This is a genomic window from Nocardiopsis sp. M1B1, from assembly GCF_052466615.1.
Window position 1 is genome coordinate 3,965,658 of the sequence record NZ_CP196194.1, and the last position, 18,617, is coordinate 3,984,274.

Sequence of the window (18,617 nt, forward strand, 5' to 3'; positions counted from 1 at the left end):
CAGACACCGCGGCGGGGAGCCCCGAAGGACTCCCCGCCGCCACCTCGGGCCCGGCTCGCGCCCGGCCCCACCGGCCTCACACCAGGTACAGGAACACCGTCAGCACCAGACCGGCGACGGCGATCACCCACGTGTAGGGCAGCGTCGAGAGCATCGACCGCTCCGGGCGCACCCCCGCGTACTGCGCGCTCCACACCGTCTGCGTGCTGGTGGGGTCCGACACCCCCAGCACCTGGCCGTAGGAGGCCATCAGCCCCAGCACCGCCGGAGCCGGGTAGATGCCGCCGGAGATGAGCACACCGGCCACACCCGCGCCCAGGCCGAAGATGTTCATCGGCCCCCGGTACAGGGCCAGCGGCACCAGCACGGCGAAGACCAGCACGAACAGCCACGGGCTGCCGGGGCTGATCGCGGTCACCACCGGCGTGAGCGCCGAGACGGCCCCGGGCAGGTTCACCGCCGCCAGCAGCATGCCGATCGCGATGAACAGCACGATGGGCGGCGCGGCCACGTCGAAGGCACGGTAGAGCGTGCGCAGCGCGGTGGAGGACATCTCCCGCCACGGCACGGCCGTCACCAGCGCGAAGACCACCCCGGCCAGCAGCGAGGGCACGATGGGCACGTGCAGCCCCAGCGCCAGCACGATCGGCACCAGCGGCGTGACCAGCGCGTACCAGGGCGCGTCCCCGCGCCGCCTGCGCCGCTCGGCGGCCCGCTGACGGCGGCTCAGCGGTCTCGTCCCGGCGCCTCCGGAACCGGTTCCACCGGCTCCGGCCCCGGCCGGGACCCGCACCGCCCAGGTGTGCCGGGCTCCCTTGCGGCGCATCTCGATGAGGATGTAGGCCAGCCCGCCCGCCAGCGCGATCGGGAACAGGCGCAGCTGGAAGTGCTGGACGGTGGAGACCGGCACCCCGATGGCGTCGGACAGGAACTGCCAGTTGATCAGCTCCAGGGGCAGTCCGGCGGCGATGCCCACCAGCACGGTCCCGGCCGCAACGGTGGGGGTGACACCGACCGCGATCATCGCGGGGATGCCCACCACACCGGCGAGCATGGCCGCGGGCGCCGAACCGGTGATGCTGCCGCACAGGATCGCGACGACGAAGACGCCGACCGCGACCAGCGAGGGGCGTTCACCGCCGAACTCCACGATCTTGCGCACGAGGGTGGAGGCGATCCCCGCCTCGGACATCAGCGTGCCCAGCCAGCTGCCCAGGAGGATGGCGATCATGGTCGCGGCCAGGCGCGGCGCGCCCTCCTGGACGACCGTCCCGGTGACGCTGCCCTCCTCCCCCGTCAGGGGCGCGCCCGCGATGAGCGCGATCGCGACGGAGAGCAGGACCAGGGCGAAGGCGGTGGGCAGGCGGCGCGTCAGCATCAGGCCGACGCCCACCGCCATGGCGAGGAGGATTGCGAAGGCGGTCACGGGCGTTCTCCGGGGGAGGTTCGCGGGGCGGGCCGGTCGTGGCCCGCGCCCCGGTGGGCAAGGGTGGCGGCGATGGCCGCGGTGAGCGCGATCGGACTGCGGCCCAGCCCCGCGCGGCGGCGGGCGTAGGAGTGCGCGGCGATCTCGTCGGCGCCGACCACGTGGCCGCGCAGGCGCAGCGGCCCCAGGCGCACCAGGACGTGGTCGAGTGCGCGCCGCAGCGCGCGTCCCCGCCCCTCGTGCAGCATCCGGTGGGCGTGCTCGTGGGCCAGCGCGGTCTCGCGCAGGGCCGCGCGGGTGAGCTCGCGCCCCCACCCGGCGTCGCGGGCCACGCGGTGGGCGTGGTCGAGGGCGTCGGCGTAGACGACCACCCGGTCGCCGGAGGCCCGGTGCAGGTACTCGGCGAGCAGGACCTCGCCCGGACGCAGCCCGCCGACGGCCCGCTCCTCCACACGCACGGCGTTCCCGGCGCCCTCCACCGTTTCCGTGCCCCCGGTGTCCACGTCCCCTCCGGCGCTCGCGACCTCCTCGTCGGCCATGCGCTCGCCGAAGCGCAGCGCCGTGGCGGCCCAGGACAGCAGCAGGTCGCGGTCGCGGCCCTCGTGGGTGGCGGTCAGCGCGAGCAGGTCGGCGGCCAGCTCCTCGTCGGAGGCGGTGCCGATGCGCGCGTACTCCCGTGCGAGGTCGGCGTGGACCGCGCGCGGCGGCGTGTGCGCGCTCACCGCCGCTTCTCCATGACCGCGACGACCGTCTCGTCGGGGGCGCGGCGGGCGATCTCCGCCGAGGCCAGCGCGACCAGGTGCCCCGGGTCCAGTACCCCCGACAGGTCGGCGAACTTGGGCCCCAGCAGCAGCCACACCGCCGGGGGCAGCGCCCCGCCGTCGCCGTAGGCGGTGCGCTCGGCCACCAGGTCCTTGAGCCGCCCCTCGGCCTCGGCGGCCACCAGCGTGTCCACCAGGGCGTCGGCGCTGTGCAGGCGCACCACCCCTTCGGCGTCCACCACCCGCACGTGGGTGCGTTCGCGGGCGAAGCGCCCCAGCGGCCCGCCGGGTCTGCGCACCAGCCCGAACACCCGGTACTGGCCGTTGGCCGCGTACTCGGTCAGTTCGTCCGGTCGGGCCCCCAGACTGGCCGCCGCGGCGGCCCGCACCCCGGCCTCGGCGCCGTCGGCGGCGGTGCGGTCCTTGGTGCGCAGTTCGGTGGCGCCCGTGGCCACGGCCGCCACCAGGTTGCGCTGGGGGTCCACGGTGACGTCCACCTCGATCCCCGCCGGGTCCGCGCCCTGGCGCAGCACCGCCTGCTCGGCCTCGGCGCGCACCGCGAGCACGTCGGCGTGGGTCGCGCCGGGGATGATGCGCTCCACCGACTCGCGCACCAGCGCCAGCGCCACGCCCAGGGGGCTGATGACCTCGCTGTGCGCGGCGATGCGCGCGTCCAGCCCGGTGCGCCGGCCCAGGTAGGGGGTGACGGTGGCCGCGCCGCCGCCACCGCCGACCAGGGCGCACACCTGCCGGTCCAGGCCGTAGTCGCCCACCATCTCGTCCACGACCGCGGCCACGCGCTCGGTGGCCTTGTGCAGCACCGCGCGGGCGGCCTCCTCCACCTCCACGCCCAGGGCCTCGGCCAGTGGGGCGAGGGCGGCGCGGGCCGTACGGGCGTCGGCGCGGGCGTAGTCGCCCTCGGGGACGAGCCCGGCGGCGTTGGCGGCGCAGGTCACGGTCAGGGCGAAGCGCCGCCCGCCGCTCTCCAGGACGGCGTGGTCGCCCGGGTCGGAGGCCATGGGGCTGATCCGCACCAGGCGGGCGCCCTCCAGCTCGGCCCGGTCGGCGAAGCAGGCGTAGGGCAGCCCCGCGATGTGGGCGCTGCGCGGTCCCACGTCGGTCAGGCTCGCCCGGCCGGGGCCCTCGCCCCCGCCGACCCGGACGAGGGAGCCGCCGCCGATGCCGACGGTGCGCACGTCCAGCGCCGACAGGTAGGTCTCCTTGCCGCCCAGGCGGGCGTGGCGGATCTGCACCCGCCCGCGCCGGATGACGCTGATGTCGGTGGAGGTGCCGCCGGTCTCCAGGAACACGCCCTCGCTGACCTTCTCGCCCATCAGGGCGCCCGCCACGCCCGCGGCGGGCCCGGAGAGCACGGTGAGCAGCGGCCGGTGGCGCATCTCGGGCAGCGACATCACGCCGCCGTCGCAGCGCATGACCATGAGCGGGGCGGTGACCCCGGCCTTGTGGATGCTGCGCTCGACCAGGTCGGCGGTCTGGAGCATGCGGGGCATGACCCCGGCGTTGAGCGCGGCGGTGCGGGCGCGTTTGCCCAGGCCGTAGAGCTGGGTGATCTCGTGGGTGGCGGTGACGGGGACACCGCGGGCGCGGGCGGCCTCCAGCACGGCCAGCTCGCCGCGCGGGTCGTCCACGCTGAAGGGTTCGACGGCGACGACGACCTCGGCGCCCTCGGCGACCACCTGGTCCACGCTGGCCAGGGCCGCGCCCTCCCGGTCGGGTTCGCGCAACGCGGCGTAGCGCACGGGCAGCGGGTGGCCCGAGTCCAGTCTCAGCTTGCCCAGGGAGCGCAGCCTGCGGGTGGCGAAGGCGTCGTAGCCGCTGCCGACGCCGACGATGCCGATGGTGGCCACATCGCCCTCCAGCAGGGCGTTGGTGGCCTGGGTGGTGCCGTGGGCGAGGAAGCCCACGTCCTCGGCGCGCACGCCGATGTCGCCGAGCAGGCGTTCCAGCGCGGTCATGATGCCGTGGGCCACCCCGTCGGCGTGGTCGTGGCTGGTGGGCACCTTGACCTGGCCCAGCAGGGCGTAGGTGGTGGCGCTGACGGCCACGGCGTCGGTGAAGGTCCCGCCGACGTCGATGCCGATGCGCACGGGACCGGGACTGGAACCGGGGCCCGGGGACGGGGTTGGGGTCGCGTCGCTCATGGTCACCCCTTCTGTGGGGAGTCGGGCGGTGGGGAGTGGGACTGCGGGGGTGCGGGTCGGGGCGGGCCCGGGTGCGCACGACCGGGACGGTTCGGGCGCGCGCACCCGGGGGCGGAAGGGGTCAGTAGCCGCGCACGTCGGGCCAGTGGCGCTCGACGCCGGTGCGGTCCAGCACGGCGGTGAAGGCCTCCAGCAGCTCGTCCTTGGCGCGCACGGCGTGCGGCGTGGTGCCGTGCTCCAGGGCGAAGGCGGCCAGCCGCCCGGCGGCCTCGCCGATGTTCCACTCCACCGGGTGCAGCCGGAAGCAGCCGTTGGTGATGTGGGTGGTGCCGACGTTCTTGGCGGCGGGCAGCAGGTTGCTCTCCCGCTCGGGCAGCAGGGCCCCCAGCGGGATCTCGAACGGGACGCTGGCCACGTCCACGTAGTTGTCGCCGCCCGTGGAGGGGTGCAGGTCGATGCGGTAGCTGCCCACGCCCACCGAGTCGTGGCGGCGCACGATGCCGTGCGGGCCCAGCAGGTCCAGGGACACGTCGTGCTCGGTGACGGTGGTGACCGCACGGATGCGCCGGGACTCGCGCACGTAGGCGGCCTTGGCCAGGCCCGTCTCCGTGCCGGTCACGTCGGGCCGCGGCCTGAGCCCGGGGAAGCCGGTGCCGCCGTCGGCGCGGGGCGCCTCGGTCTGGAGCCAGTACAGCACCGACAGCGACAGCTGGCGGGCCTCCTCGTGGGCCTCGCGGACGGTCCGGGCGTCCACCAGCCCCTCGATCTCCAGGGCGGGCTTGAGCCAGTAGTCGTTGAGCGGCCAGTTGGCCAGGGTGATGTCGGAGTCGAAGGCGCCGGGCAGGTGCATGCGCCGGGCCAGGATGCGCCGGAAGCCCCACAGCTCCTTGTCGCCCGCGTCCGCGCTCTGGTCGGCGGCCACCGCCAGCGGGTCGGTGTCGGGGTTGGGCACGAACGTGCGCGCCACCGGCTCCAGCGTACGCGGGTCGGGCGCCGAGAAGCCCAGCAGCGGCCCCGGCCAGAACTCGGGCGTGTAGGAGCGCCAGAAGTCGTACATCGCCGGGCGCTCGATGGTGTGGTCCTCGCCGTCGTGGTGCGACATGGCGAAGCAGTAGGTGATGCCCTGCAGGTTGGTCGGGTCGGCCGTCTCGGGGGCGTGCGGCTCGCCGTGCTCGGAGCGCGCCTCGGCGCCGGTGACGTGGTCCAGGCCCGCCATCGGCAGCAGGTCGCCGTTCTCGGTGGCGTCCAGGACGTAGGCGGCGCTCACCGTGCGGCGGCGCCCCCGCTCGTCCTCCAGCTCCACCGCGCTCACCCGGTCGCCGTCGGTGTGGGCGGCCACCGGCCGGTGGCGCAGCAGGACGGTCAGGCGACCGGCCGCGCGGTGCGGGCCCACCATCTCCTCCAGCACCGCCAGGGCCACGCGGGGCTCGTGGCACAGCTTGCTGACCCGGCCCGCGCCGGGGTTGAGGGTGAGCGAGGAGGCGGCCTCGGCCCGCAGCGGGTAGGCGCGCCGGTAGTGGTCGCGGATGCCCTCGCGCAGGCGCCGGTAGGAGGCGGTGGAGCCGAAGCGCTCGATCCACGGGTTCTCGTCGGGCGGCACCGCCTGCGCGGTGAGCTGCCCGCCGATCCAGTCGGTCTCCTCGGTCAGCACCACGCGGCGGCCGGAGTCGGCGGCGGCCAGGGCCGCGGCCACACCGCCCAGTCCCCCGCCGACGACGAGGATCTCCGTGCTGGTCTCGCTCATCTGGAGCCTTTCTCAGGTGTGTCGTGTCCGGGGCGCGGCGAGGGTGCCGCCCTCCACCGGCTCGCAGGGCAGCAGGCGCCGGGGGGTCTCCCCGTGGGCGCCCGCGATCAGTTCCAGCAGCAGGCGGACCGCGTCGCGGCCCATCGCGCGCAGGGGCGCGTCGAAGCCGCCGTAGGCCGCGCCGCCGCCCGGGGCGCGGCCCCGGTTCCCGGTCGGCGCGCCCAGCAGGGCCAGGGAGAGGTCGTCGGGGCAGCGCAGACCGGCCCGGTCCACGGCGGCGGCCAGGCCGTCCAGTGCGGCGCCGGTGTCGGTCTGCTCGACCACGACGGCGGTCACGCCCTCGGTCAGCCAGCGCCGCAGCAGCTCGTCCAGGTCCGAGCCGTCAGTGCGCACGACCAGGCGCGCGGTGTCGATCCCGGCCGCGCGGGCGCCGCGCAGCACGCCCCGCTCGCGGTCGGTCGAGGCCGGGGCCTGGTCGTGCTCGCGCAGGTAGCGCAGCTCGCGGTGGCCCAGACCGGCCAGGCGCGCCACCACCTGCGCCGAGGCCGAGACGTAGTCGGCGCCCACGTAGGGCACGCCGGGCTCGTCGCGGCGGCCGATGTAGACGAACGGGAAGCCGTCCTCGGCCAGGCGCCGGATGGGCTCGTCGGGCACGTGGCGGCCGAAGAACAGGCAGCCGTCGGCCACGCGCACCCGCCGCACCGCGGCCGGGTCGTCGGCGCTGGCGGCGGCCCGCGCCGACCCGGTGAACAGGATCAGGTCCTGCCCCTGGGCCGCGGCCTCCTCCTCCACCCCGACCAGGACCGGGTAGTAGGAGTGCGCCACGTCGGTGGGGAAGGTGGCGCTGAAGGTGTACAGCCCCAGCATCGCGTTGCTGGCCGAGGCCAGCCGGGTGGCGACCGGGTCGGGAACGTAGCCCAGCTCCTCGGCGGCGTCGAGTACCCGCTGGCGGGTCTCGCGGGCCAGGGACATCCCGGTGGGGGTGCCCCGCAGCACCAGCGAGACCGTGGCCTGGGAGACCCCCGCCGCCCGCGCGATGTCGGACTGGCGGGGGCGCCGCGGCCCCGCCCTCCTGACGTGCGTCACCTGTTTCTCCTCTTGCGTGCCGTGTTAATGCGCATTAGTTGACGACTGTGAGCCGCGCCACGGCAGATGTCAAGGGGATGACGGGCGGATTTCCACCCGCGGACAGGATCTTTCGTTAATACGTATTAGAACCTTGACCGGCGCATCATCGCTGGTGAAGACTCTGAGCCTCGGAGCCTCCCCCCGACCCGCTCCGGAAGGGAACCGTCATGGCCGACGACGCTCACCCCCGCCGCTCCCCCGCCGCCCCCGACCGCCGCACGGTCCTGCGGGGCGCCGGAGCCGCCGCGGCGGGCGCCCTCCTGGCCCCGGGACCGCTGACCCCCGCGTCCGCGGCCGCCGCGACCGCGCCCACGGCCGTCGGCGGCGCGGCGGCCGACGTCCTGCCCGCCTACCGGTTCCTGCGCGAGGCGCTCGACACCGCCGGACTCGGCTACAACCCGACCGGGGAGCTGATCTTCCCGTGCCTGCGCGGGACCGCGGGCCGCCTGGCCGACGCGCCCGGCCGCTTCCTGCTCTACTACGCCCCGCACGAGAGGCCCGGCGGCATCTGCCTGGCCTACGCCGACAGCCCCGACGGACCCTTCACCGAGTACCCGCACAACCCCGTCGTGGCCAACGTGTGGAACCCCCACTACGACGTCAGCCACGTCTCCTCACCGCACGTGATGTGGAACTCCGAACACCGCGAGATGTGGCTGTACTTCCACGGGGAGAACACCACCACGCGGCTGGCCCGCTCACGCGACGGCATCGACTTCGCCTACGAGGGCGAGGTGCTGACCACGGCCATGGTGCCGGGCACCACCGAGGCCTCCTACGCGCGCGTCTTCGAGTACCGCCTGCCCGACCGGGGCGCGCGCTACGTCATGGTCTTCATGCGCAACGACACCAGCAACCACCGCTCCATCGGATGGGGGTGGTCGGCGGACGGGATCACCTTCGACTTCGACCCCGACCCGCTCGTGGACCACGCCGACGCGGGGGTGTCGAACCTGTCGGGCCCGCACGTGCTCGAACGCGGTGGCAGCACCTACGTCGCCTACCACACCGACCTGGGCGACATCCGCCTGACCGAGGTGGGGCGCGACTTCGGCCTGCGCCGCCACCTGGGCACGGTGCACACCCCCATGGCCGGACCGCCGGACTCGGGCCGCAGCGCGGCGCCCTCCTTCGGCTCCGACGAGGGCGTGCAGTACATGTTCTACGAGGCCGGGCACCGGCTCGGGGCGACCATCGCCATCGCCCGCGCCGACTGAGGCACCGCGGGGACCGCGCCCCGGCCCGGAGCCCCCGCGCCCTGCCCACGGGCGGGCGCCGGGGCCCCTCCCGGCGGGGTCAGACCTTGCGGCCGACACCGCCGTACTGGTCGACCTCGGCCGGAAGCCCCGCGCCCTGCCCCCGCACCGGAGGACGCCAGCGCGTGACCGAGACCAGGCCCGGCTCGACCAGCTCCAGGCCCTCCAGGTAGCCGCCGATCTGCTCGGGGCTGCGCGGGTTGTAGGGCACCGCGCCGCTCTCGTTGTACTCGTCCTGGGCCGTCACGTTCTCCCGGCTGTGGACGTTGCTGCCCTCGCTCACCGTCAGGTAGCTGCCCGGGGGCAGGCCCGCCAGCAGGCGCCGCACGATGGAGACGGCCTCCTCGTACTCCTGCACGTGCCCCAGGACCCCCAGCAGCATCAACGACACCGGCTGGCCCAGGTCCAGCAGCTCCGACGCCTGCTCCAGGATCGCCTCGGGCTCGTACAGGTCGGCGTGGAGGTACTGCGTGCGCCCCTCGGGGGTGCTGGTCAGCAGCGCCCGCGCGTGGGTGAGCACCAGCGGGTCGTTGTCGACGTAGACCACCCTGGACTCGGGCGCCACCGACTGCGCCACCTCGTGGGTGTTGTTGGCCGTGGGCAGACCGGTGCCCACGTCCAGGAACTGCCGGATGCCCACCTCGCCCGCCAGGTGGCGCACGGCCCGCTCCTGGAAGGCGCGCGAGGCCCGCGCCATCCGCGCGATGCCGGGGAAGGCCTCCAGGAACTGGTCGCCCGCCTCACGGTCGACGGGGTAGTTGTCCTTGCCGCCCAGCCAGTAGTTCCACACCCGTGCCGAGTGCGGCACCGTCGTGTCGATCACCGGTCGCTCAACGCTCATCGGTCTCTGCTTTCACTGCTCGTCACTTGCCGGGCCCGGAGTCGTCCGGGCCCGTCCTCGGTCACGGACGCGCGGCCGCGGCCCGCCCCCGCGGGGATCAGGCCTTGCGGGCCACGCCGCAGTACTCGGCCACCGGACGCGCCCCGCCCACCTCGGCGGGGGCCGGACGCCACAGGGAGCAGGAGACCACGCCCGGCTCCAGCAGTTCCAGCCCGTCGAAGAGGGCGCTGATCTGCTCGGCCGTGCGGATGGTCAGCTTGGGGGTGCCGCGCTCGTTCCAGGCCGCGGCCACCTGGTGGGCGCGTTCGCGGTCGATGTCGTCGGTGGGGTGGGACAGGACCAGGAAGCTGCCCGGGGCCAGCGCCTCCAGGAGCCGGTCCATGATCGCGCGGACCTCGGCGTCGTCGGCGACGAAGTTGACCACGCCCAGCAGCATCAGCGCCACCGGCCGCTCCAGGTCCAGGGTGCGGGAGGCCTCCCGCAGGATGGCCCCGGGGTCGCGCAGGTCGGCGTCGACGTAGTCAGTGGCCCCCGGGCCGCTGCCGGTGAGCAGGGCGCGGGCGTGGGTGAGCACCAGCGGGTCGTTGTCGACGTAGACCACCCTGGACTCGGGCGCCACCGCCTGGGCCACCTCGTGGGTGTTGTTGTGGGTGGGCAGACCGGTGCCCACGTCCAGGAACTGCCGGACGCCCTCCTCGCGCGCCAGGTGGGTCACGGCGCGCACGAGGAAGCCCCGGTCGGCGACCGCGTTGTCCACGATCTCGGGGAAGAAGGAGCGGATCTGCTCGCCCATCTCCCGGTCCACCGGGTAGTTGTCCTTGCCGCCCAGCCAGTAGTTCCAGATCCGGGCGTTGTGGGGGACGGAGGTGTCGATCCGGGGGGCGGAAACCTCAGGGTTCTCAGGGGGCACGGGCCTGCCTTCTACGCTCGTTCTGGGGAGAAAAGGGGCGTACCCGGACAAGTAAAGGGCTCTCGGAGCCCACCGGCAAGCTCCCCGGGGCGTGTCCCCCGACCACCGGAACACCGGCCGGCCAGGCCCTCCCGCACCACCGAAAAGCACTCGTCCCCCCGGCCCCGCGGCCGATAGCGTGCCCGGCAGCGCCCCGACCAGCGCACCCAGCACCCCACACCCGACAGAAGGGAGCCGCGGGTGAAGCACTCCAGCCCCGAGTTCGCGCGGATCGCGCACGAGGGAACCGTCCTGCGGTGCCAGGTGGGCTCCGAGGCCCACGGCCTCGCCCTGCCCGGCCAGGCCGACCGCGACGAGATGGGCATCTGCGTCGAACCCCCCGAACACGTCATCGGCCTGCGCCCCTTCGAGCAGTACATCCACCACACCCGCCCCGAACACACCCGCTCCGGCCCCGGCGACCTGGACCTGACCGTCTACTCCCTGCGCAAGTGGACCCGCCTGGCCCTGGACGGCAACCCCACCGTCCTGCTCCCCCTCTTCGTCCCCCCGAACGAGATCGTCGCCATCACCCCCACCGGACACGACCTGCGCGCCAACGCCGCACGCTTCCTCTCCCGCCGGGCGGGGGAACGCTTCCTGGGCTACCTGCGCGCCCAACGCGACCGCATGGAGGGAACCCGCGGCGGCAAACACACCAACCGCCCCGAACTCGTCGAACGACACGGCTTCGACACCAAGTTCGCCTACCACATGGTCCGCCTGGGCATCCAGGGCGTGGAACTGATGGAGACCGGCCGCATCACCCTGCCCATGCCCGAACCCGAACGCACCTGGCTGCTCGCACTGCGCCGCGGCGAACACGGCCGCGCCGACGCCCTGGACCGGGCACGCGAACTCGAACAACGCCTGGCCGGGCTGTGCCGGACCTGCGACCTGCCCGCCGAACCCGACCACGCCTGGGCCGACCGCTGGCTGGTCAGCACCTACCAACGGGCCTGGGCCCGACGCTGACCCCGCCCCGCGCCCCTCCTCCACGCCCCGCCCCCGCGACCGTGGCCACGACCACGCTGGTCACAGCGGCCACCCGACGCAGGACCAGCGCGGGACCGGGATAGGGTGAACCCCCGAAGAGGTAGGCGCCGCTCCCGGCTCCTCCGGGCGCCACCCGCACGGCGGACGCCGCGCACCGCGCCCGGGAACGACGAACACTAAGGAAACACCATGGTCGGAACCATCGCCTTCGTCCTCATGATCGTGGGCCTGACGATGATGCTCGCCACCGGACTCATCGCGGCCGTGATCAAGACCCGCTAGGGCAGCACGACCCGGCTCGGTGACGGGTGCGTCCCCACGGCCGCACCCGTCAGACCGTCCCCCCGCGAACCCCGCAGCCCCGCAGCCCCGCAGCCCCGCAGCCCCGCAGCCCCGCAGCCCCGCAGCCCCGCAGCCCCGCAGCCCCGCAGCCCCGAAAAACACTTTCAGCCCCCACCCCCGAACCGCTACCGTGATCCCCGCGAACGACGTGCAGCTCAACAGCAGAGCACCCGGCTCGGGACTCCCCCCGCGGCGGCCTGTTCCGCCACGTCGGCCGACCACCGGACCACGGCACGCCGAACCCCGCACCGGAGCACCCGCCCGGGACCGGGGACACGCGCACCGCCCGGACAGCGTGTGGCTCAAACAGCAAGAGCGCCCGGCTTCGGTCCGGGAGGGTGCGGGGGCAGGTCCCGCCACGCTGGCATGGACGACATCACCCCCACCCGCGCCGACCGGGGCTACGCCGCCGCACGGCTGGCCGAGGAACTCACCACCGCCCTCACCCACCAGGACGCCCGCGTCCGCGAGGCCGCGCGCGCACGCGCCGACTCCTGGGAACGGGTCGTCACCGGAATGGGGGACGGCACCCTCACCATCGGCTCCCGCACCCCCGTCGAGGACCTGCCCGCCTGGGTCACCCCCGAGGTCGTCCACGGCGGCTTCGCCACCGGCCTGCCCGCCGCGGGCGGCCCCCTGCGCCCCCACGAGCGCGAACTGGCCCGCCGCCACGGCCTGCCCGAACAGCGCGCCGCCCTCCACGCCCACCACCTCACCGAACAGGGCCTGGCCGACCTCAACACCCTCCTCGACAGCGGCGAGTACGAACTGGACCTGCCCGAACAGGCCGTCCCCCTCACCGTCGCCTGGCTGCTGCGCAACGGCGACACCGAGGGCGCCCTGCACCTGCTCGCCACCGTCGAACCCCTCGCCGACACCCTGTGCCTCACCCCCCGCCCGGCGCCCCGCCAGGACCTGCCCGCCCACACGGTCTTCCGACAGAGCGTCGGCGACGCGCGCGAGGCCCTGTCCGAACGCGCCGCCCGCGACCCCGCCACCAGCCGCCCCCGGGCCCAGCAGGAGGCCCTGGCCGTGTGGAACCCCTTCGCCGACCGGGTCCTCACCCACTGGCTGGAGACCGTCCGCGACGGCCGCGCCGACGCCCACCGGCCCGCGGACTGGACCCGCCGCGGCGCCGCCCTGCTCGCCGAGTACGAGCGCCTGGCCGCCGAGCACACCCTGTGCACCAAGCACCGCAAGCCCAAGGAGAACCTCGCGATCCTGCTCGCCGCGCTGCGCGAGGCGGTCGCCGAACCCGGCGCCGAACTCACCCCCCGCCGCCGCGGCCTGCTCCGCCACGCCGTGGACTCCATGGTGGCCAAGCGCGGCCTGCCCGGCTCCGACCGGCACACCGCCCTGCGCGCCGGGCAGGCCGAGCACGCCGCCCGCCCCACCCACGACGTGCTCGCCGCGCTGCTGGCCGACCGCCTCGCCCCGCTCCCCCAGGCCTTCGGCACCCCGCACACGACGGAACTGCTCACCCCCGTCTCCGCCGAGGAGGCCCGCGAGCGCGCCGTGCCCGAGGGCTGGCCCATCCCCGAGGCCCTGGGCGACGTCGCCCGCAGGGCCACCGCCGCCCCCCTGGACGACCTGGTGGAACTCGGCGTGATCCCCTCCGCCGAGGTGATGGCCGAGGTCGTGCCCGCCCTCACCGCGGAGGCCGAGGCCGCCTCCGCCGCGGACCCCGCCCTCGCCCGACTGGTCGCCGCCCACCACCGGGCCTTCAGCCGCAGGCGCTCCCTGCTCCTGCTCAACCTGGAGAGCCAGGTCCGCGCGGACGAACTGCCCTGGACGCGGGCGCTGCTGCCGCACCGTTCCAGCCCCGAGGCGCGCCGCGAGGCGGTGGCCGAGCTGCTGCCCGCGCTGGGCTCCTCCGTGCTCGCCCACTTCCCCGGCACGATCGTGCCCAACCCGATGGTGAGCCAGCTGGCCGCCCTGTCCCGCTCCGCGGACCTGCGCCTGCCGCTCGTGGAGGAACTGGCCGCCGACATCTTCATGGGCGGGTTCTCCCCCAAGTTCACACGCGCCGCCAAGACCGCAGCCGACCTGCTGGGCGAGGGCCTCTACAACCGCTACTACGGCATCGACCCCGACCGGGTCCTGGCCCTGGAGGAGGAGCCGCCCCGGACCGGCGGCGGGGCCTCGGACTTCGCCCGGCTGTGCCGCGAGCGCGCGGGCGACCCGCGGCCGAGCGTGACGGGCAACGGGATGGTCATCGAGCAGGCGCAGATCCTCACCACGCACAACCTGGCCGTCCTGGTCGGGGCCGGGGCGCGGCCCGCGTGCGGGTGGGCGGAGCTGGCCCGGCGCGCCCACGCGGTGACCGTGCGGACCGTGGAGAGCCTGCCCCGGGTGTTCCCGCCCCGGCCCCACGTCAAGAACGCGGCCTTCGCCTGGCGGCAGACGGTGTTCTTCCTGTCCCTGTGCACCGGGGCCGAACAGCGCGAGGTGACGGCGTGGATGGAGGGGCTGGCCGCCGACCAGCCCCACCACACGCGCGAACGCCTGGAGCCGGTGCTGGCCGGACTGCGCCGGGTGGTGGAGGGAGGGCCCCTGGAGGAGACCGAGGCCCCTACGGGAAGGCGCCGCTTCCTGGGCTGGGGCGGGAGGCACTGGATGCTCCAGATCGCCCCGCGGGCCCTGCACGGCGCGGGCCGTTCCTGAGGTCCGGCCCGCCGACAGCACGGAATGACCGGTGCGGGGCATCCGTCCACGCTGCCCCGCACCGGCGGTACGGGCGCACCCGCACGGACCCATTTTACGGACCTGGGGGGAAGAGGAACCAGCGGTCCGGGAAATTCGTGCGGTGTTCGGTTCCCCGAAGCGAGGCCGCACCGGAGGCGCGCGAGACGGAGGGCGCCCGATTCCCGCCCCCTTCTCCCGGTTCCTGCCCCCTGACACCGAAGACCGTTTTCATTTGCGCTGTCACCGCTTGTTCCCCCTTAGTGACAATACGAGAAAGCCCTACCTTTATTATGTAGATTCGTAGTTGCCGAAACCCGGGAGAACCCCCGGCCCCGGGTTCGCGCCGTGCGGACGCGCCGCGGACCTGGGGCCGACCCGGGCCGCTGGCAGGTGTGCACGCGGCCCGGTCGGCCGTGGTCCGTTCGGGTTCGCAGGGGAAGGTCGGGGCTCGTTGGCGCGGCTGGCATGGACCCGGGGCGCCCGGGTACGGCCCTGAGGCCGCCACGGGGTCCCCTGGAGCGCGAATGCCGGCTCCGTCTCCGACACGCTCCCCCGACCAGCCGCGCCGGTCCGGTGGGTGCCGCCAGCATCCAACGGCATGCCCCCGGCAGACAACCCCAACGGCACCCCGGTGCACAGGCGCAGGCACCCTTCCCCCGCGCGGACCAGGGCCCCAGGAAGGTTCAGGGCCGGTCAGTAGCACACTTGTGAGGGCATGACCGAAAGGAGGGCGTCTCCTCCGCTTCCCCCGTTCCCGTCGGTTCCCTCCCCCCGCGATGTCCCGACGGCGGAAAGGACGCGGAACAACGAAGGACACCGAGCGGATATTCCCGGTGCAAAGGACGGAAAACGGTGGACGTCGGGCCCGGGCGCAGCCGGTGTAGGCCCCGAAGAAGATCGCCGTTCCGCTATCGGTACGCGGCCGGGGAAAGCCCGCCCCGGCCTCAGCGGTCTCCGGCCGGCGCCTGCGGGGCAGGCGTCGTCCGCCCCGCCGGGGAGGCCAGGAGCGCGAGACGGTCCGCGCTCTCCGGATGTGCGCGGTCGGGGTGGTAGATGACGAGCAGTTGCTCGTCGGTGTCGTCGATGGCGAGTTTGGACACGTTCAGGTCCATTGGGCCGACCTGGGGGTGGTCGACGCGGACGAGGCCGCCGCGGGGTGGACGGACATCGTGACGTGCCCAGGCCCGCCGGAAGGCCTCACTCGCCAGGGACAGCTCCTCCACCAGTTGCGCGACTCGCGGATCGCGCGGATCCGTTCCCACACGCCTGCGGAACATCGCGACCATCTCCCGCCGGTCGAGGTACAGGTGGTTGTCCGTGTCGAGGAAGGCCGCGCGCAGCAGGTTCACGCCCGGCCTCAGCTCCGGGGAGAGCGTGCGTGCCAGAGGGTTGCTCGCGAGCACGTCCGCGTACCGCCCGGCGACGAACGCCGGTGCGTCGACCGTGCGGAGAAGGTCGAGGACCCGGGGAGCGAGGGTCTCCCCCCGACGGGGTTCACCACGCGAGGGCCGCGGAGCGGTGCCCAGTCCGAGCAGGTACTGGGTGGAGGGTCCGTCCAGTCGCAGCGCCCGCGCGATCGACCCGAGTACCTGGGCCGAGGGGTTGCGGTTACGTCCCTGCTCCAGCCGCAGGTAGTAGTCGGAGCTGATGCCCGCGAGCAGGGCGACCTCCTCGCGGCGCAGCCCGGGAACACGGCGGCGGGAGTCCTCGGGGAGGCCGACCGCCTGGGGGGTCACCAGCTCCCGTCGGGCACGCAGGTACTCACCCAACGGGTTCTGTCTGTCGGTTCCGCGTCCTGTCATCACCCCGGATGGTATCCGCCCGGACGGGGGGAGCGCCTGGTCCTGTCACTCCCAGGATGAAGGCGGCCTACCCGGGACTGGCGGCGATAGCGGATCGTCGCTGGGGAGCGCGGCGCACGCCGACAGGTACCCGCGCTCGGCCCGTATGTCCGACCCGAACAAGGGAGGTCCTCGTGTCCTCGGATCGCATCGCTCTGGTTACCGGAGCCAACCAAGGTATGGGCAAGCAGGTCGCGAAGGAGCTGACCGCCGACGGGGTGACCGTGTTCGTCGGTTCCCGCGACGCCGCCCGTGGCGAGGCGGCCGCCGCCGAGATCGGAGCCGGCGCGACCCCGCTCCAGCTCGACGTGACGGATCCTGAGTCGGTCGCCTCGGCGGCCCAGCGGCTCCGCGAGGAGGCCGGTCGGCTCGACCTCCTCGTCAACAACGCCGCCGTCTCCACCACTCGGCAGGGTGTCGACATGGCCGAACTGCGCTCCTTCGCAGCGGCGAGCGTGGTCCCGCTGGAGGAGGTGCGGGCTGTCTGGGAGGTGAACGTCTTCGGGCCTGTGGCGGTGTACCAGGCCGTGCTCCCGCTGCTCCGCCTGTCATCGGACGCACGTATCGTCAACGTCACGAGCGCGCTCGGTTCTCTGACGACCGTCACCGACCCGACTCTCCCCTACCACGCGCTCTTCGAGCCGGTCTACGCGGCGTCGAAGGCGGCGCTCAACGCCGTGACGGTGGCGATGATGGCCGAGCTCCGGGACTCCGGTGTCAAGGTCAACCTCGTTTCGCCGGGGTTCGCGAACACCTCGCTGGTCAACTTCGAGGGCACGGAGTCGGTCGAGGACGCCGCTCGTGAGATCGTGCGTGTCGCCCGGCTCGGGCCCGAAGGGCCCTCCGGCACCTTCACGACGTGGGAGGGAGCGAACCTCCCGTGGTGAGTCCACAGGGCTGATCCGTCAGCGCCGCGTGCTCTCAGCCGTACGGGCACGGCCCAGCGATGACAGGGTGCGACACCTGTCACACGGGACTTCTGGGGGCGTGGGCGGCGGGTTCCGGCGTTTCCCGGCGTTCCCAGACGGTATGCGGGGAGGGTTCGCCGAAGGGCCGCCGATGCGGGCCGGGCCCCATCGGCGGGTGCGGCGGAGTTCGATCACGCGGCGTTCGCGGCGGGCGGGGGCGCGCTGGGGTGAGCGGCGCGGGCGGCTGGAGGCGCCGTCCATCCCGGCCCTGGCCTTGGGCGCGGCAGCGGTCGGCCCAGCATTTGGCGGTGGACCGCGTGCGTGCGACCGTCAGCGGCGTCCGCCGCGCGTGCGCGGGTCGAACGAGCCGGGGACGTCGGCGTTGGCGTCATCGGCGGCGGAGAGACCGTGGACGGTGCGGACCACCCCGTCGGCGGCCTGCCTCTGCGCCACGGCGACGTAGTCGAGGAGCTGCCAGAGGATCTTCTCCGCCTCGCCCAGGGTCTCCTGCATCCGCTTCGAGTACTCCCCCTCGACCCCCCAGGGCGCCTCCTCGAAGGACGTGATCGCGTCGCGCGCGTCGGCCACCACCTCGTCCGTGAAGTCGGCGGCCTCGTAGACGAGCTTGTTGTGCCGCCCGATCCCGTCTACGTCGACGGAGAGCCGGCCGTGTGATGCGGACATCGTTCTCCTCCTGTTCGCTGTCTGATGGCTGCGGTCGGACCGTCACTCCAGGTCGCGCGGGGAGAAGCCCAGTGCGCGCAGGGTCTCCTCGACGTCCACCTCGCCGCGCAGCACGGCGGACGCGTCGACGCCTTCGGGGGAGGCGAAGTCGTACGCCTGCACGGCCCGCTCCGCCATCCGCCGCTGGGCGCGGGCGATCACCTCGACGATCGTAGCCGACAGCTCTGCGGCGGCCATGCCCCGGTACCCGTCGGTGTGGAACACGAGCCCGGCGAGGTCACCGGTCGCGTCGACCTCCGCGGTCACCAGCCGGTTCCTGGACGTGGCCTCCTCGGTCTCCGACTCCAGGCCCTCGCCCGCCTCCATGAGCTCCCTCAGTGTCGTATCGAGCCGCCGCAGTTCGGCTTCCATCTGCTCCCGTATCGGTGAACTCATGCCTTCAGGATCTCCTTCAAGGTTTTACTCAGGTCGTTCACGACAGGGACGGCCCGTGGAAGCGCGCTGCCGACGGCACTCCGGACGGCGGCCGGAACACCACCCGGCCCCGCTGTTGCGCGGCGGCGCCCCGGACACCCGCCGAGCACCGCCGGCGCGACCGCCCCGGGGCCGGGGAAACCGACACGCCGGAGATCCGGTCTCGGTCACGCAGCCCAACGCGACAAAGGACACCGCACCGGCACGCCTTCCGAATGGGATGGAGAACTCCGTTCGCGGTCGGTTCCCACCCGGCCTCCCGAGTGGGCGGTGCCGCCCCGCCCCGGGAGGTCGGAGGCGCTCCCGGGCCGGCCCCGGCCAGCGATCCCGGTAGCCGTGGTCAGGCCGGGTCCCGACAGGAGGCCCTCCCCCGGCGACGCACACCTGAGAAAGGAACAGGAAAGCGATCACGGGCAACAG

At 74.1% G+C, this 18,617-nt stretch carries 14 protein-coding genes, 1 tRNA gene and 1 pseudogene; 5 read left to right on the forward strand and 11 right to left on the reverse strand.

Annotated features, from left to right (window positions below; all coding sequences use genetic code 11):
* Positions 1–76 precede the first annotated feature (76 nt).
* The 5 genes from ACSTA4_RS17330 to ACSTA4_RS17350 all read right to left on the reverse strand — a co-directional run bounded on the left by ACSTA4_RS17330 (position 77) and on the right by ACSTA4_RS17350 (position 7,179).
* The gene (locus ACSTA4_RS17330) at positions 77–1,426 is read right to left on the reverse strand and encodes a transporter (RefSeq protein ID WP_444960182.1); all 1,350 of its coding nucleotides are present in this window, start codon (positions 1,424–1,426) and stop codon (positions 77–79) included.
* Positions 1,423–2,148, reverse strand: coding sequence for a hypothetical protein (locus ACSTA4_RS17335; RefSeq protein ID WP_444960183.1), 726 nt, complete (start codon positions 2,146–2,148; stop codon positions 1,423–1,425). The genes ACSTA4_RS17330 and ACSTA4_RS17335 overlap by 4 nt, the downstream gene beginning before the upstream one ends.
* A complete protein-coding gene (locus tag ACSTA4_RS17340; RefSeq protein WP_444960184.1) occupies positions 2,145–4,349 on the reverse strand; it encodes a hydantoinase/oxoprolinase family protein in 2,205 nt (734 codons plus the stop codon). Before ACSTA4_RS17340 ends, ACSTA4_RS17335 begins: the two co-directional genes overlap by 4 nt.
* A gap of 121 nt (positions 4,350–4,470) precedes the next feature.
* Complete coding sequence (locus tag ACSTA4_RS17345; RefSeq protein WP_444960185.1) at positions 4,471–6,093, reverse strand: FAD-dependent oxidoreductase; 1,623 nt, start codon at positions 6,091–6,093, stop codon at positions 4,471–4,473.
* A gap of 12 nt (positions 6,094–6,105) precedes the next feature.
* Positions 6,106–7,179, reverse strand: a complete 1,074-nt coding sequence (locus ACSTA4_RS17350) for a LacI family DNA-binding transcriptional regulator (RefSeq protein ID WP_416030316.1) — start codon at positions 7,177–7,179, stop codon at positions 6,106–6,108.
* A gap of 209 nt (positions 7,180–7,388) precedes the next feature.
* Here ACSTA4_RS17350 and ACSTA4_RS17355 point away from each other — a divergent pair, with 209 nt between their 5' ends.
* Positions 7,389–8,438, forward strand: coding sequence for a hypothetical protein (locus ACSTA4_RS17355; RefSeq protein ID WP_444960186.1), 1,050 nt, complete (start codon positions 7,389–7,391; stop codon positions 8,436–8,438).
* A gap of 79 nt (positions 8,439–8,517) precedes the next feature.
* Here ACSTA4_RS17355 and ACSTA4_RS17360 read toward each other — a convergent pair whose 3' ends face one another.
* Both ACSTA4_RS17360 and ACSTA4_RS17365 read right to left on the reverse strand, forming a co-directional pair.
* Complete coding sequence (locus tag ACSTA4_RS17360; protein ID WP_444960187.1) at positions 8,518–9,318, reverse strand: SAM-dependent methyltransferase; 801 nt, start codon at positions 9,316–9,318, stop codon at positions 8,518–8,520.
* 97 nt (positions 9,319–9,415) lie between these two features.
* Complete coding sequence (locus ACSTA4_RS17365; protein ID WP_444960188.1) at positions 9,416–10,228, reverse strand: SAM-dependent methyltransferase; 813 nt, start codon at positions 10,226–10,228, stop codon at positions 9,416–9,418.
* 240 nt (positions 10,229–10,468) lie between these two features.
* Between ACSTA4_RS17365 and ACSTA4_RS17370 the strand changes: the two genes are divergently transcribed.
* The 3 genes from ACSTA4_RS17370 to ACSTA4_RS17380 all read left to right on the forward strand — a co-directional run bounded on the left by ACSTA4_RS17370 (position 10,469) and on the right by ACSTA4_RS17380 (position 14,269).
* Complete coding sequence (locus ACSTA4_RS17370) at positions 10,469–11,242, forward strand: nucleotidyltransferase domain-containing protein (RefSeq protein WP_444960189.1); 774 nt, start codon at positions 10,469–10,471, stop codon at positions 11,240–11,242.
* Positions 11,243–11,896: 654 nt separating this feature from the next.
* A tRNA-Arg gene (locus tag ACSTA4_RS17375) sits at positions 11,897–11,970 on the forward strand.
* Position 11,971: 1 nt separating this feature from the next.
* Positions 11,972–14,269, forward strand: a complete 2,298-nt coding sequence (locus ACSTA4_RS17380; protein WP_444960190.1) for a transcriptional regulator — start codon at positions 11,972–11,974, stop codon at positions 14,267–14,269.
* Positions 14,270–15,234: 965 nt separating this feature from the next.
* On the opposite strand, the gene ACSTA4_RS17385 is transcribed toward ACSTA4_RS17380, so the two are convergent.
* Positions 15,235–16,092, reverse strand: coding sequence for a helix-turn-helix domain-containing protein (locus ACSTA4_RS17385; protein WP_444960191.1), 858 nt, complete (start codon positions 16,090–16,092; stop codon positions 15,235–15,237).
* A gap of 173 nt (positions 16,093–16,265) precedes the next feature.
* Here ACSTA4_RS17385 and ACSTA4_RS17390 point away from each other — a divergent pair, with 173 nt between their 5' ends.
* A complete protein-coding gene (locus ACSTA4_RS17390; protein WP_013153548.1) occupies positions 16,266–17,018 on the forward strand; it encodes an SDR family NAD(P)-dependent oxidoreductase in 753 nt (250 codons plus the stop codon).
* A gap of 171 nt (positions 17,019–17,189) precedes the next feature.
* On the opposite strand, the pseudogene ACSTA4_RS17395 reads toward ACSTA4_RS17390, so the two are convergent.
* The 3 genes and pseudogenes from ACSTA4_RS17395 to ACSTA4_RS17405 all read right to left on the reverse strand — a co-directional run.
* Positions 17,190–17,306 (reverse strand): annotated as a pseudogene (locus ACSTA4_RS17395) (IS481 family transposase); the annotation flags it as partial.
* A 63-nt stretch (positions 17,307–17,369) separates the two neighbouring features.
* Positions 17,370–17,723 carry a hypothetical protein gene (locus ACSTA4_RS17400; protein WP_013153549.1) on the reverse strand — a complete coding sequence of 118 codons (354 nt, stop codon included), beginning with the start codon at positions 17,721–17,723 and terminating at the stop codon, positions 17,370–17,372.
* Between the two features lie 42 nt (positions 17,724–17,765).
* The gene (locus ACSTA4_RS17405; protein ID WP_013153550.1) at positions 17,766–18,158 is read right to left on the reverse strand and encodes a hypothetical protein; all 393 of its coding nucleotides are present in this window, start codon (positions 18,156–18,158) and stop codon (positions 17,766–17,768) included.
* Positions 18,159–18,617: the final 459 nt, after the last annotated feature.